Here is a 14,203-nt window from a genome sequence, read left to right as displayed (position 1 = left end):
CTCGACTCAAAGGAAAAGAAAGCATGTTGAAAAAGACTCTGGCCGCTCTGGCAATCGGTTCTGCCGTGCTGTCCGCCAACGTAATGGCCGCTGACTACGTCGTCGACAAAGAAGGCCAGCACGCCTTCGTTGATTTCAAGATCAGCCACCTGGGCTACAGCTTCATCACCGGTACTTTCAAGGACATCGACGGCAAGTTCAGCTTCGACGCTGCCAAGCCTGAAGACAGCAAGATCGAATTCAACGTCAACACCGCCAGCGTGTTCACCAACCACGCCGAACGCGACAAGCACATCGCCAGCGCTGACTTCCTCAACGCCAGCAAATTCGGCAAGGCCACCTTCGTTTCCACCAGCGTCAAATCCACCGGTGCCAACACCGCTGACGTGACCGGTGACCTGACCCTGCTGGGCGTGACCAAGCCTGTCGTCGTGAAAGCGACCTTCCTGGGCGAAGGCAAGGATCCATGGGGCGGCTACCGTGCCGGCTTCGAAGGCACCACCACCATCAAGCGTTCCGATTTCGGCAAGCAGAAAGACCTCGGGCCGAAGTCCGATGCGGTCGAGCTGTATGTTTCGTTTGAAGGTGTGAAAGCGAAGTAATTTTCGCCGCCATACAAAAACGCCCCCGGTCGAAAGGCCGGGGGCGTTTTTTATTGCCTGTCACAAACACTTCACTTCACCGCAGAGCCCCCGTGGGAGCTAGCCTGCTGGCGATAGCGGTGGGTCAGCCACCACAGGTTTTGAATGTGCTGTCCTCATCGCCAGCAGGCTGGCTCCCACAGGGGATGTGCATATAAGCGTCAGGACAAAAAAATGCCCCGGCTCTTTCGAACCGGGGCATTTTTCATTGCGGCTTGAACTCAGCGATTGCGGGTCAGCAGTGCTGGTTTTTCGCCGCGCGGGCGGCTTGGCAGTTGATCGAGCTGCTCAGGGGTCGGAAAGCGGTCGGCTTTCGATTCCTTGTGCATGATCTTCGGCCCGGTGCTGCGCGGATTTTGCACGGCTGGCTCGCTACGTGGCTGATCGTCACGGGCTGGACGGCGGTTGCGCGAGGACGACGAAGACTCGTCACGACGGCCCTGACCGTCGCGCGGTGCGCCGTTGCGCGGGCCGCTGCGTTTGGCCGGTGGGGTGCCGGTGCTCGAACCGTTGCTGTTGCGCGGGCCGTTCTGGCGACCTTGCGACTGACCGCCGCGCGGTGCGCCGGCACCTGCGCCTTGGGCCGGTGCGCCTGGGCGACGACCACGGCCGCCGGCCGGTGCGGCTTTCGGCACGTAATCAACGCGGTTGCCGAAGTTATCGATTTCGTCGTCGAGGAACTCGTCCGGCGCACGATCCGCCGCTGCACGCGGTGGCTGGCTCGGACGCTGTTCGCGGCTCGGCGTACCTTCGCGCGGCTTCTGCTGGCGGGCAGGGCGCTCGCCACGTTCGCCGGCGGGTTTTTCCTTGCCCTTGTCCTTGCCCTTGTCTTTACGGCCGCCGCCACCGCCGCCGCCATTCGGGCCGTCGCCGCGCGGGCCGCGAGGATTACGCGGGTTGCGCATGTCCGGACGCTCGCGGGCTTCCGGTTTCTCGGCTTCAATGGTGCTCGAATCGAAGCCCATCAGGTCGCCGTCGGCGATCTTCTGCTTGGTCATGCGCTCGATGCTTTTCAGCAGTTTTTCTTCGTCCGGCGCGACCAGCGAGATCGCCTCGCCCGAACGACCGGCACGGCCGGTACGGCCGATACGGTGCACGTAGTCTTCATCGACGTTCGGCAGCTCGAAGTTGACCACGTGAGGCAGCTGGTCGATGTCCAGGCCCCGGGCAGCGATGTCGGTGGCAACCAGAATGCGCACTTCGCCGGCCTTGAAGTCGGCCAGGGCTTTGGTGCGCGCATTCTGGCTCTTGTTACCGTGGATCGCTACAGCCGGCAGGCCGTGCTTGTCCAGGTACTCGGCCAGACGGTTGGCGCCGTGCTTGGTGCGGGTGAACACCAGCACCTGTTCCCACGCGCCGGCGGTGATCAAGTGCGCCAGCAAGGCACGCTTGTGGCTGGCCGGCAGACGGAACACGCGTTGCTCGATGCGCTCGACCGTGGTGTTCGGCGGCGTCACTTCGATGCGTTCCGGGTTGTGCAGCAGCTTGCCGGCAAGGTCGGTGATGTCTTTGGAGAAGGTCGCCGAGAACAGCAGGTTCTGACGCTTGGACGGCAGGCGCGCGAGGACTTTCTTCACGTCGTGCACAAAACCCATGTCGAGCATGCGGTCGGCTTCGTCAAGGACGAGGATTTCAACGTGGGACAGATCAACGCTGCCCTGGCCGCAGAGGTCGAGCAGACGACCCGGGCAGGCGACGAGCACGTCGACACCGCGGGACATGGCCTGAACCTGCGGGTTCATGCCGACGCCGCCGAAGATGCAGGCGCTGACGAATTTCAGGTCACGGGCGTAGATCTTGAAGCTCTCGTGAACCTGGGCCGCGAGTTCGCGGGTCGGGGTCAGGACCAGGACGCGCGGTTGGCGCGGGCCATGACGCTGGGATTTGTCCGGGTGACCGTTGGGAAACAACCGCTCCAGGATCGGAAGGGCGAAACCGCCGGTTTTACCGGTACCTGTCTGTGCCGCAACCATCAGGTCGCGACCTTGCAACACGGCGGGAATGGCCCGCTGTTGCACCGGAGTAGGCTCGGTATAGCCCGCATCTTCGATGGCGCGGACTAAAGCCTCGGAGAGACCGAGGGAAGCAAAGGACATGAGTAATCCTGTTTTAGTTAGGGCTTGGCCCAATGGGAGTCTTGCCTGGCGCGAATGGCGTTTAAGAGGACGCAATCCCGTCCGGTCCTGCTGCGGTTCCGAAGGCACGTCGGGAGCGCTCGCGCGGGCTGCAAAGCTGCGCTGTAGCGGGTCGGGAGGCCTGTTACGGTTCCGGGCGTCCGGGCGTGAGCCTGGCGGGAACGCCGGAGTATAACAGAGCAATCACCGCGCGCCGCTTTCCTGCTGCTCAACGGTTTTACCGCTGGCCGTTGCCGAGTTCAACAAAACCCTGCCAACGGGCGCGGCACCATAGCGCGCGCTCAGCTCGGCGTAGGCTGGTTCGCGCTTGAAACGCTTGAGCTCGGCACCGAATCGCTGCACCAGCAAATCCATGCCGGCATTGCGCCGGACGGCCAAAAACTGGCTCTGGCGACTAATAACCGTGGGATTTTCGGTGATCAGGCTGCGTATATTCAATTCATCGAGCAAATGCTGACCGACGCGGCGATCGGTAATCAGCAGGTCTATGCGCCCACGCACCAGTTTGCCAAAGTTGGCTTCATGGGTCGGTGCCGGTTCCCGGGTAAACAGCTGCGACTGGCTGAAATCTTCGCTGTATAAATAGCCGGGCGAGGTGCCGATGGTCAGGCCCTTGAGTTCTTCGAGACGATTGAACGGGTGCGGCCGGTCATTGGCGTAGAACATCACGAACTCGACGTCCGACAATGGCTCGCTCGGATAGAGCAGGGTGCTGTCACGCTCGGCGCTGTGAAAAATATCCAGCGCGCCGTCAGCCTGACCGGTTTCCAGCATCGACAGGCAGCGTTTCCACGGCAGGAACTGCCATTCGACTTCGATGCCCAGACGCTGGAACACGATGGCCGTAGTTTCATAGTCGAGGCCGAGGTTCTTGCCGCCGTCTTCATACACGTACGGCGCCCACGGCTCGGTGACAATACGCAACTTCTCGCCCCGAGCAGCGAAGCTCAGGCAAGCAAATACCAGCACGGCGAACAACTGTGTGATCAAAGGCATGGCTGGAGATTACGACGAGAATCGCGAAAGAGCCAGAAAGCGGCCGCACAAGCTCTGTTTCGCGGCTTCAAACAAAAAAATCGCAGCCCTGACAACCCAACAAAAGCGTTGCCAAAGACTGCGATCTCTTGATCTTGCTTGTAGCTTTCAGCTCGAAGCTTGCAGCTGATTCAGCGCGGTAATTTCAGGTTGTTCCAGATTGCCAGGCTAGGCTCGGCCTGGTTCATGGAATAGAAGTGCAGCCCCGGCGCGCCGCCCTGTAACAGGCGCTCGCACATCTCGCTGACGACTTGCTCGCCAAAGCGCTGAATGCTTTGCGTGTCATCGCCGTAGGCTTCCAGTTGCTTGCGGATCCAGCGCGGAATTTCCGCACCGCAGGCATCGGAGAAGCGCGCGAGTTTGCTGTAGTTGGTGATCGGCATGATCCCCGGCACGATCGGCAGATCCACACCCTGTGCCTGCAAACGCTCGACGAAGTAGAAGTAGCTGTCGGCGTTGAAGAAGTACTGGGTGATCGCGCTGTCGGCACCGGCACGGGCCTTGCGCACAAAGTTGGCGAGATCGTCTTCGTAGTTGCGCGCCTGCGGATGCATCTCCGGGTAGGCGGCCACTTCGATGTGGAAGTGGTCGCCGGTCTCTTCACGAATGAATTCGACCAGTTCATTGGCGTGACGCAGCTCACCGCTGGTCATGCCCATGCCGGACGGCAAATCGCCGCGCAGGGCGACGATGCGCTTGATGCCGGCAGCCTTGTACTCGTTCAGCAAGCCGCGCAGGTCGTCCTTGCTGTCGCCGACGCATGACAGGTGCGGTGCGGCCGGTACTTTGACTTCGCTTTCCAGCTGCAGCACGGTGTTGAGCGTGCGGTCACGGGTCGAACCACCCGCGCCGTAGGTGCAGGAAAAGAAGTCGGGGTTGTAAGTGGCCAACTGACGGGCAGTGGCGAGCAGTTTTTCATGCCCAGCATCGGTCTTGGTCGGGAAGAACTCGAAGCTGTAGCGACGGTCTTGGGACATGGAGGGGACCTCCAGCTGCAAGCTGCAAGCTTCAAGCTGCAAGAGGACGGAGTGCCGAAATCTTGTGCGTGGAGCTTGCAACCAACGGCTGCGAAATAACGATGAAGAAGCCAGCGACAGCTACAAGCCTCAAGTAAACCACCCGCTTTTACTTGCCGCTTGCAGCTTGACGCTCGCAGCTGCTCTTAGTAGCGGTAGGCATGCGGCTTGAACGGGCCTTCGACGGTGACGCCGATGTAGTCAGCCTGTTGCTTGGTCAGTTGGGTGACCACGCCGCCGAAGCCGCGGACCATTTCCAGAGCCACTTCTTCGTCGAGTTTCTTCGGCAGTACTTCCACGGTCAGACGCTCGGCTTTCTGCGCTGGCGACAGGTCGGCGTACTTCTGGCCGAACAGGAAGATCTGCGCCAGAACCTGGTTGGCGAACGAACCGTCCATGATGCGGCTCGGGTGACCGGTGGCGTTGCCCAGGTTCACCAGACGGCCTTCGGCCAGCAGGATCAGGTAATCGTCGTTCTGTGGGTCGAAGCTGCCGGTACCGGTGCGGTGAACCTTGTGCACCTGTGGCTTCACTTCTTCCCATGCCCAGTTCTTGCGCATGAAAGCGGTGTCGATTTCATTGTCGAAGTGACCGATGTTGCAGACCACGGCGCGCTTCTTCAGGGCCTTGAGCATGTTCGCGTCGCAAACATTGACGTTACCGGTGGTGGTCACGATCAGGTCGATCTTGCCCAGCAGCGCTTTGTCGATGCTCGCTTCGGAACCGTCGTTGATACCGTCGATGAACGGCGATACCAGCTCGAAACCATCCATGCACGCTTGCATGGCGCAGATCGGGTCGACTTCGGAGACTTTGACGATCATGCCTTCCTGACGCAGGGACTGGGCCGAACCCTTGCCCACGTCACCGTAACCGATGACCAGCGCTTGCTTGCCGGACAGCAGGTGGTCGGTACCACGCTTGATCGCATCGTTGAGGCTGTGACGGCAGCCGTACTTGTTGTCGTTCTTGGATTTGGTCACCGAGTCGTTGACGTTGATGGCCGGGATTTTCAGCTCGCCCTTGGCCAGCATGTCCAGCAGACGGTGTACACCGGTGGTGGTTTCTTCGGTCACGCCGTGAACGCGGTCCAGCACCTGCGGGTACTTCTTGTGCAGCAGCTCGGTCAGGTCGCCGCCGTCGTCGAGGATCATGTTGGCGTCCCATGGCTGGCCATCCTTGAGGATGGTCTGCTCCAGACACCACTCGTACTCTTCTTCGGTTTCGCCTTTCCAGGCGAATACCGGGATACCGGCAGCAGCGATAGCGGCAGCGGCCTGGTCCTGAGTGGAGAAAATGTTGCACGACGACCAGCGAACTTCGGCACCCAGGGCAACCAGGGTTTCGATCAGCACGGCGGTCTGGATGGTCATGTGGATGCAGCCAAGGATCTTCGCGCCTTTGAGCGGCTGCTCGCTGGCGTACTTGCGACGCAGACCCATCAGGGCCGGCATTTCCGACTCGGCGATGATGGTTTCGCGACGGCCCCAGGCGGCCAGGGACATGTCGGCGACTTTGTAATCGGTAAAATCTGCAGGCGTGATAACAGCGCTCATGAAGAGCCTCCATTCGTAATGTATGCGAATGGGCGCCGTTGTGCGTTTAGTGTCCAGCCTGCGGCCGGTCAACGCCCCATCCGAGCCTGACAGGTCGAACCTGCTGCAGCGCCCCTCGGACAGGTGGCGGGAAAACGGCATAGCCGTTCTGAATCGGTGGCGATTATAGCGGTCTTCGCCCGGCTAGTGGCAAGCGGCAAGCTACAAGCGGCAAGAAAAAGCCAATCCGCTTTTACTTGCAGCTTGTAGCTTAAAACTTGAAGCTGGGGGCCAATACCCCTAACGCCCAAACGCCTCAACCTTGGAGCCCCCCATGAATTTTCACACCCGCAAATGGGTAAAACCCGAAGATCTCAACCCCAACGGCACCCTGTTCGGCGGCAGCCTGCTGCGCTGGATCGACGAAGAAGCGGCGATCTACGCGATCGTCCAGTTGGGCAACCAGCGCGTGGTGACCAAATACATTTCCGAGATCAACTTCGTCAGCGCCTCGCGCCAGGGCGACATCATCGAACTGGGCATTACCGCCACCGAGTTCGGCCGCACCTCGATCACCCTGACGTGCGAAGTGCGCAACAAGATCACCCGCAAGAGCATTCTGACCGTTGAGAAAATGGTCTTTGTGAATCTGGGTGAAGACGGCTTGCCGGCGCCGCACGGGCGGACCGAGATCCGGTATGTGAAAGATCAGTTCAAGGATGACGAGGCCGTTCAATAAGATTAGCGGCGCTTTCATCGCCAGCAGGCTGGCTCCCACAGAGGCGACAATGTGCCTGTGGGAGCCAGCCTGCTGGCGATAGCGCTGGTGCCGCCAGCGAAGATTCACCTGGCCACTGAACAGCCATGAAGCGCAACGGTCGTAGCTAAATCGCCCCCCACGGTTGCCACGCCATGACCACGCCCACCAGCGACAAAACTCCCGACCTCTCGGCCAAAGAGCAGCACGAAGTCGAGAAAAGCCAGCCGCCCCGCGCGGCCGTCCTGCATGAAATCATCCGCACCCAAGGCGATCAGGAACTGGAACGCAGCATTGCCGCGCTCTGGTGGTCGGCGCTGGCGGCCGGGTTGACGATGGGGTTGTCGCTGATGGGCATGGGCCTGCTCAACTCGCGTCTGCCCGACGGTGACGAGTTCAAGGTGATCGCCAGCTTCGGTTATTGCGCAGGTTTTCTCGCGGTGATTCTGGCGCGCCAGCAACTATTCACCGAAAACACCCTGACCGCGGTGTTGCCGGTGATGACCAAGCCAACCCTGCTGAATTTTGCCCGACTGATCCGCCTGTGGAGCGTGGTGCTGATCGGCAACCTGTGCGGCACGATTCTGGTGGCCTATGTGATGCTTGAGCTGCCGATTTTCGACAGCAAGACCGACGTCGCTTTCCTCGAAATCGGTCGCAAGGTCATGGAACACAGTGCCAGTCAGATGTTCGCCAAAGGCATCGTCTCCGGCTGGATGATCGCCACCATGGTCTGGATGATCCCGTCCATGGAGAGCGCGAAGATGTGGATCATTATCCTCATTACCTACTTCATGGCACTGGGCGACTTCACCCACATCGTCGTCGGTTCGGCGGAGGTTTCGTACTTGGTTTTTGCCGGCGAACTGCCGTGGAGCGATTTCTGGATGGTATTTGCCGGTCCGACACTGGCGGGGAATATCATCGGCGGCAGCTTCATCTTTGCGCTGATCAGCCATGCGCAGATCCGCAGCGAGAGCGGGGTGCCGAAGGAACCTGCGGATCAGGCGAAGAAAACCGATCCGCAGTCCTCCCGGAAATGATCAGTGGTGCGCTGGCTCAGGCACGGTGGCCGGCTCGTTACGTGTTGCATGCTTGACCAGTTTGCCGATGCTCAGGCCCTGGAGAAGGATCGATGAGAGCACCACGATGTAGGTGATGCTCAGCAGCAGATCGCGCTCCGGGCCCAGCGGCAGGGCCAGCGCCAGGGCTACCGAGACGCCACCGCGCAAACCGCCCCACGTCAGGATGCGGATAGTGCCGGCCGGCACTGAGCGCCAGCGCCGCAGCAACAGAATCGCCGGGGCCACGGTGAGCAGGCGCGACAGCAGAATCGCCACCGCGAGCAAACCTGCTGCGGCCATGTGCAGCCAGTTGAACGGCAGCAGCAACAACTCCATGCCGATCAGCGCAAACAGCAGCGCATTGAGCATGTCATCGAGCAATTCCCAGAATCCGTCGAGGTAGCGGCGGGTCATGTCGTTCATCGCCAGGTTACGGCCCAGGTTGCCGATGATCAGCCCGGCAACCACCATCGCGATCGGCGCCGAGACATGCAATTCGGTGGACATCGCCGAACCGCCAATCACCAGCGCCAGGGTCAGCATCACGGTGATCTGATGCTGCTCGACGCTTTTGATCATGCGATAGACCAGGTAACCGATCAGTCCGCCAAACAGCACACCGCCCAGCGCCTCGTGCGCAAACAGCATCGCCGTGGCGCTGATGGTCGGGGTCTCGCCCAGTTGCGCGATGCCCAGCAGCACAGTGAACACCACGACCGCGGTGCCGTCGTTGAACAGCGACTCACCGACGATGGTGGTTTTCAGTGGTTTCGAGGCATTGGCGGTACGCAATACGCCGAGCACTGCAATCGGGTCGGTGGGCGAGATCAGCGCGCCGAACAACAGGCAGTAGAGGAAACTCACGTGCCAGCCGAACAGGGCAAAAATGTAATAGGCGAGGCTGCCGATCACTGCAGTGGCAATCAATACACCAAACGTCGCCAGCAGGCCGATGGGCCAGCGGTAGCTGCGCAGGTCATTAAGGTTGACGTGAAGGGCGCCGGCGAACAGCAGGAACGACAGCATCCAGTTCATCAACAAATCGCCAAAGTCGATCTGGCCGATCAGTTGCTGCACACGGTCTTCGAGGCCGGGGAAGCCGAGCACGCTGAGGCCTTGCAGGATCAGCGAGAACAGCAAGGCAGTGACCATCACGCCGATGGTCGGCGGCAGGCCGATGAAGCGGAAGTTGACGAAGGTGAGAAGGGTGGTCAAACAGATGAAAGCGGCGACAAGTTCAAGCATCCGGGGTCCTTTGGATGAAGGGTGAATGGAGCGCGACCGGAGTTTGGACGCAGGGGTTTGATGGGGTGGGGTTGGCTGAGGGCACATTCGGATTTTGCGTCACGCCCGACAGCCCCTCACCCCAGCCCTCTCCCGCAGGGAGAGGGAGCCGACCGAGGAATGGTCGAGAGATACGCCGACCTTGGAGTTGCTCAGCGAATCTATAATCGGCACGGTGTTTCAGGCTAATGCATCACGCAAGACTACTCGGTCAGTCCCCTCTCCCTCTGGGAGAGGGCTAGGGTGAGGGCTCTATCTGGCACACCACAATCAGTCCGACACATTGACCGCAACCGACCGACCACGTTGCAGATAAATAAACCACAACGCCGCCAGCACCGTCAGCACACCGACCAGCGCCCCGGTCCACGGCAGGTCCGCCAGATCCGCGCCACTGGCTACCACCAGCCCGCCAATCCACGCGCCCGCCGCATTGCCCAGATTGAACGCGCTCTGGTTCAGCGTCGAACCCAGATTCGGCGCTTCATGGGCCTGGTCGATGATCAGCAATTGCAGGATCGGACACAGCGCAAAAGCGAAGATCCCCCACAGCACCAGCGTGATCGCTGCCGGCACCACTGAGCGGCTGGTCTGGCTGAACGCGGCCAGAATCAGCACCACTGCCAGGGCCACGCCGACCAGCGAAGGCAGCAAACGGCTGTCGGCCAGGCGCCCGCCGAGCATGCTGCCCCCCGTCAGGCCGACGCCAAACAGCAACAACATCACCGTGACGCCGTGCGGGCTGACGCCGGTGATGTCTTGCAGGATCGGTGCGATGTAGGTGAACACGCTGAACAGACTGGTCGAGGCCAGCACGCTCATGCCCAGCGCCAGCAGCACATTGATCTTGCCGAGCACTTTGAACTCGCTGGCGAGGTTGGCCTTGTCCATCGCAATGTGTCTTGGCAGCCACAGCCATTGTGCGAGTGCCGCGATCACGCCGATCACCGACACCGCCCAGAACGTCGAGCGCCAACCGGCGTATTGGCCGAGCGCAGTGCCCAGTGGAACGCCGAGCACGTTGGCCAGCGTCAGGCCGGTGAACATCATGGCGATGGCCTGGGCGCGCTTGTTCGGCGCGACCAGTCCGGCGGCGACCACCGAGCCGATGCCGAAGAACGCGCCGTGACACAGGGCGGTGACCACGCGCGCGGCCATCAGCGTGGCGTAATTCGGCGCGAGGGCGCACAGCACATTGCCGAGGATGAACATCAGCGTCATTCCCAGCAAGGTTGCTTTGCGCGGCATGTTCGCGGTGCCGATTGCCAGGATCGGTGCGCCGAACACCACGCCCAACGCATAACCTGTAATCAACAGACCAGCGTGGGGAATGCTCACGGCCAGGTCGCGGGCGACGTCGGGCAGCAGGCCCATGATCACGAATTCAGTGGTGCCGATGCCGAAGGCGGCGACGGCGAGGGCAAGCAAGGCGAGTGGCATGCGCAAGGTCTCTGTTAGTAGTCTTGACGCTTTGATCAGGCATACGCGGGCCGTCGTCCGATCTCGGAGAGAGCGGCGCAGGCAACATTTATTGGTATTTTTCTGTGCGCAACTGAGTGCGGCGTGGTCGCGCGCAGTATAAACAGCCATGGACACATCGCGAATCAATAATCTGACTAATTGGGTCAACATCCAAGGCCGGGGCGAGAGCGGCGACAGCTCTGGCGCCGTTGCTGCATGCGGGGTGGCATGCCCGGTTGTCAGCTACGCTCTGGTGCTGGGGGCGGTGCAGTCGGGCTCAGTGTGATCCGTGTGGTTTGTCGGTATGCGCTATCTCAAGAACCTTTCGGCCGCGGGCGGCTCTTAGCCTTGGGCTGGCGATGTCTTTCTGCCTGCCCGCGAATTCCAAAATCAAAAAGGATGGTGTTATGACGGTAGCTCTGTGGTGTGTGTTGATCGCGATTTTCCTGCCGTACGTGTGCACGATCGTGGCGAAAGCGTCGGGCGGTTTCCGGCTGAAGGACAATTACGATCCGCGGGATTTTCTCGACAGCGTCGGCGGTGTGGCCCGACGTGCGCATGCCGCGCAATTGAACAGTTTTGAAGTGACCCCGGCATTTGCCGCCGCGGTGCTCGTTGCGCACCTGGTCGGTACGGCGCAGTTGGTAACGGTCAACGTGCTGGCGGTGCTGTTCATCACCAGTCGCCTGTTGTACATCATTTGCTACCTGGCGGACTGGGCGGCGTTGCGCTCGGTGGTGTGGTTTGTGGGGATGGGCTTGATTGCTTCGTTCTTCTTTGTATCGATCTGATTGTCGGGTGTGTTGCTGATGGCCTCATCGCGAGCAGGCTCACTCCTACAGGGGAACGCATTGCAAATGTGGGAGCGAGCCTGCTCGCGATAGCGGTCTGACTGCCTCAGCGAATCCGAAGGGTTACTTCTTCGGTGTATCCGCCACCTGCGGCACTTGCGGCAACGGCGCGCCTTTCGGCCAGAGCATCCAGATCTGCCCCTGCTGTTTCATATCGCCGGCCAATTGCCCGGCGGCATCACCGGTGCCCCAGAACAGGTCCGCGCGAACCTCGCCGGCAATCGCGCCGCCGGTGTCCTGCGCAGCCACCGGGCGCACCAGCGGTGTGCCATCCGGGCGCGTAGTCGACAGCCACAACAGACTGCCCAGCGGAATCACCTTGCGATCCACTGCCGCGCTGTAACCTGCGGTCAGCGGCACGTTCAGCGAGCCGCGTGGACCTTCGTTACTGTCCGGGTTGCGTGTGAAGAACACGTAACTCGGGTTGCTGGCCAGCAGTTCGGGAATCCGTGACGGATTGGCTTTCGCCCAGTTGCTGATGGCGCTCATGGTCACCTCTTCTTTCTTCAGCTCGCCCTGCTCGACCAGCCAGCGTCCGATTGGCCGGTAGGGATGGCCGTTCTGATCGGCGTAGGCAATGCGCAGCTGTTTGCCGTCCTCGGTCTGAATCCTTCCGGAACCCTGAATCTGCAGGAATTGCAGGTTCATCGGATCAGTCAGGTAAGCCACCACCGGCGCTTTCACGCCTTTGGATTCGATGGTCGCCGCGTCGTCGTAAGGCTTGAGTACTCGCCCTTCGAGCCGGCCGCGCAGGCGCTTGCCTTTGAGCTCCGGATAAATGCTGTCCAGGGACACGATGATCATGTCTTCCGGCACGCCATACACCGGCACGTTGGCAGCCTCGGTGGCCGTCAGACTGCCGGGGTAGACCGGTTCGTAATAGCCGGTGATCAGGCCGTTGGGGTTGTCGTTTTCCGCACGCAAGCCATACACATCGAGGTTCTGTTTGAGAAAGGTGCGAATTTCGCTGGCACTCTGCGGCACATTGGCCGCAGTTGCACAGGTCGGGCCCCAGACCGCATCGGCTTTCAATCGAGTGCAGGCGCTGCGCCACGAGCCGAAACCGGCGACCAGATCACTGTCGGACACTGCGGGCAGGGCTTCCCAGGTGGCGCTTGAATAAGTGGCCAGTGCATGGGTTTTTGGTTTGTCGCTGTCACCGCCGGTGCAGCCAGCGAGCGCGGCCAGCAGTGGAAGGGTTGCAAGCAGTGGGTGACGCCAGGCCTGGAAACGGCGATTCATGGAGGGATTCCTGTGCCGGTTGCCCAAGTGCTCCATGCGCTCAAGCAACCCGTATTTTTAATAGGGCTATTGGTGTTTGACGGTGACGCGAGGATACTGGCCGCCGATTTCCGCGACCTGAAGCCGCCATGACTCTCAAACGAATTGCTGTTGTATTGCTGGCCTGTTTGGCCCTGTCCGCCTGTGGCGGGGTCGATCCGAATTCCCCGCTGGGCCAACGCAAGGCCATCTTCAAACAGATGCTCAAGACCAGCGAAGACCTCGGCGGCATGTTGCGTGGGCGCATCCCGTTCGACGGGCCGAAATTTACTGACGGTGCGGTCAGGCTCGATGCCTTGTCCCATGAGCCGTGGCAGCATTTCCCGCAGGTTCGCGAAGAAGATCACACCAGCGCCAAGGACGATGTCTGGCAGAAGCAGGCACAGTTTCAGCAAATGGCCCGAGACCTTGAGGCGGCTACCGGTGAATTGGTCATCGCCAGCAAGGTTCAGCCGTACAAGGCCAGCAACCTCGGGCCGGCCGTGCAGAAAGTTGAAGATGCCTGCAGTGCTTGCCATAAGCAGTTTCGGGATCATTAACCTGCTTGGTCTGAGCTGGCCTCTTCGTCGGAACGCCGCCCGGAGCAAGCTCGCTCCCACATGGATATGTATTCCAACGTGGTAGCGAGCCTGCTCGCGAAGGCGGTTTGCCTTTCGCCACGAAACCAAAGTCTTACTTGTCGATCTCTTCCAGCGCTTCCTGCAGTTCCTTGCGCGACTCGGCCAGCTTTTCCTTACGCTTGTTGATCTTCTCCGGATCACCCTTCTTCATGGCCTTGTCGAGATCGGCCTGACGCTGGCTGACTTCATGCTTGGCCTCAAGCACCTTGTTCTCGCGCTCTTTTTTCAGTCCGGCCTCGGTGCAGTGCTCGGTCACTTCACGCAGGGCTGTTTCCAGACCGGCCTGCTGCTCCATGTTGCCGCGCGACTTGGCCTGTTCGATCTGGTTGATGATGCCCTGCTTCTTCGCAGCGCAACCGGTCAGCCCCGGGCCTTCTTCTTCCGCCATCGCCGGGGCGCCCAGGACGCCGCACAGAGTGAACAGGGCGAGCGGTGCGAGAAATTTCATAAAAGCTCCATGTGCATAAACAATCGGGTTGGAGGGCACTGCGCTGTTGGAGCGTCGGGCCGGCCATTGGGTTCC

At 60.8% G+C, this 14,203-nt stretch carries 13 protein-coding genes and 1 riboswitch; of the genes, 5 read left to right on the top strand and 8 right to left on the bottom strand.

Annotation, left to right across the window (positions count from 1 at the left end; genetic code table 11):
- The first annotated feature begins 23 nt into the window (after window positions 1–23).
- Window positions 24–602, top strand: coding sequence for a YceI family protein (locus tag BLU52_RS22910; RefSeq protein ID WP_042606592.1), 579 nt, complete (start codon window positions 24–26; stop codon window positions 600–602).
- Window positions 603–862: 260 nt separating this feature from the next.
- Here the strand turns inward: BLU52_RS22910 and BLU52_RS22905 are convergent, their stop codons facing one another.
- The 4 genes from BLU52_RS22905 to ahcY all read right to left on the bottom strand — a co-directional run bounded on the left by BLU52_RS22905 (window position 863) and on the right by ahcY (window position 6,383).
- A complete protein-coding gene (locus tag BLU52_RS22905) occupies window positions 863–2,737 on the bottom strand; it encodes a DEAD/DEAH box helicase (protein ID WP_090287089.1) in 1,875 nt (624 codons plus the stop codon).
- 222 nt (window positions 2,738–2,959) lie between these two features.
- Complete coding sequence (locus BLU52_RS22900) at window positions 2,960–3,772, bottom strand: substrate-binding periplasmic protein (RefSeq protein ID WP_090287087.1); 813 nt, start codon at window positions 3,770–3,772, stop codon at window positions 2,960–2,962.
- A 170-nt stretch (window positions 3,773–3,942) separates the two neighbouring features.
- A complete protein-coding gene (metF, locus tag BLU52_RS22895; protein WP_090287084.1) occupies window positions 3,943–4,788 on the bottom strand; it encodes a methylenetetrahydrofolate reductase [NAD(P)H] in 846 nt (281 codons plus the stop codon).
- A 185-nt stretch (window positions 4,789–4,973) separates the two neighbouring features.
- On the bottom strand, window positions 4,974–6,383 hold the full coding sequence (ahcY, locus tag BLU52_RS22890) for an adenosylhomocysteinase (protein ID WP_090287082.1): 1,410 nt from the start codon (window positions 6,381–6,383) through the stop codon (window positions 4,974–4,976).
- A 23-nt stretch (window positions 6,384–6,406) separates the two neighbouring features.
- Window positions 6,407–6,506, bottom strand: a riboswitch (S-adenosyl-L-homocysteine riboswitch).
- Window positions 6,507–6,696: 190 nt separating this feature from the next.
- Between ahcY and BLU52_RS22885 the strand changes: the two genes are divergently transcribed.
- Both BLU52_RS22885 and BLU52_RS22880 read left to right on the top strand, forming a co-directional pair.
- Window positions 6,697–7,101 (top strand): acyl-CoA thioesterase, encoded by a 405-nt coding sequence (locus tag BLU52_RS22885; RefSeq protein ID WP_042561508.1) that lies wholly within the window; start codon window positions 6,697–6,699, stop codon window positions 7,099–7,101.
- Between the two features lie 173 nt (window positions 7,102–7,274).
- Window positions 7,275–8,162: a formate/nitrite transporter family protein gene (locus tag BLU52_RS22880; protein WP_090287080.1), complete on the top strand. Its 888-nt coding sequence runs from the start codon at window positions 7,275–7,277 to the stop codon at window positions 8,160–8,162.
- On the opposite strand, the gene BLU52_RS22875 is transcribed toward BLU52_RS22880, so the two are convergent.
- Window positions 8,163–9,428: a cation:proton antiporter gene (locus tag BLU52_RS22875; RefSeq protein WP_090287078.1), complete on the bottom strand. Its 1,266-nt coding sequence runs from the start codon at window positions 9,426–9,428 to the stop codon at window positions 8,163–8,165.
- A gap of 309 nt (window positions 9,429–9,737) precedes the next feature.
- Window positions 9,738–10,907, bottom strand: a complete 1,170-nt coding sequence (locus tag BLU52_RS22870) for an MFS transporter (RefSeq protein ID WP_090287075.1) — start codon at window positions 10,905–10,907, stop codon at window positions 9,738–9,740.
- 428 nt (window positions 10,908–11,335) lie between these two features.
- Here BLU52_RS22870 and BLU52_RS22865 point away from each other — a divergent pair, with 428 nt between their 5' ends.
- The gene (locus BLU52_RS22865; RefSeq protein ID WP_090287073.1) at window positions 11,336–11,719 is read left to right on the top strand and encodes an MAPEG family protein; all 384 of its coding nucleotides are present in this window, start codon (window positions 11,336–11,338) and stop codon (window positions 11,717–11,719) included.
- 123 nt (window positions 11,720–11,842) lie between these two features.
- On the opposite strand, the gene mltA is transcribed toward BLU52_RS22865, so the two are convergent.
- On the bottom strand, window positions 11,843–13,021 hold the full coding sequence (mltA, locus tag BLU52_RS22860) for a murein transglycosylase A (protein WP_090287071.1): 1,179 nt from the start codon (window positions 13,019–13,021) through the stop codon (window positions 11,843–11,845).
- Window positions 13,022–13,149: 128 nt separating this feature from the next.
- Here mltA and BLU52_RS22855 point away from each other — a divergent pair, with 128 nt between their 5' ends.
- Complete coding sequence (locus tag BLU52_RS22855) at window positions 13,150–13,599, top strand: c-type cytochrome (RefSeq protein ID WP_090287069.1); 450 nt, start codon at window positions 13,150–13,152, stop codon at window positions 13,597–13,599.
- Between the two features lie 133 nt (window positions 13,600–13,732).
- Here BLU52_RS22855 and BLU52_RS22850 read toward each other — a convergent pair whose 3' ends face one another.
- Window positions 13,733–14,128 (bottom strand): DUF1090 domain-containing protein, encoded by a 396-nt coding sequence (locus BLU52_RS22850; RefSeq protein WP_090287067.1) that lies wholly within the window; start codon window positions 14,126–14,128, stop codon window positions 13,733–13,735.
- Window positions 14,129–14,203: the final 75 nt, after the last annotated feature.

It is taken from the genome of Pseudomonas granadensis (assembly GCF_900105485.1).
Taxonomy (GTDB): Bacteria; Pseudomonadota; Gammaproteobacteria; order Pseudomonadales; family Pseudomonadaceae; genus Aquipseudomonas; species Aquipseudomonas granadensis.
This window is presented reverse-complemented; position numbering and strand designations above follow the sequence as displayed.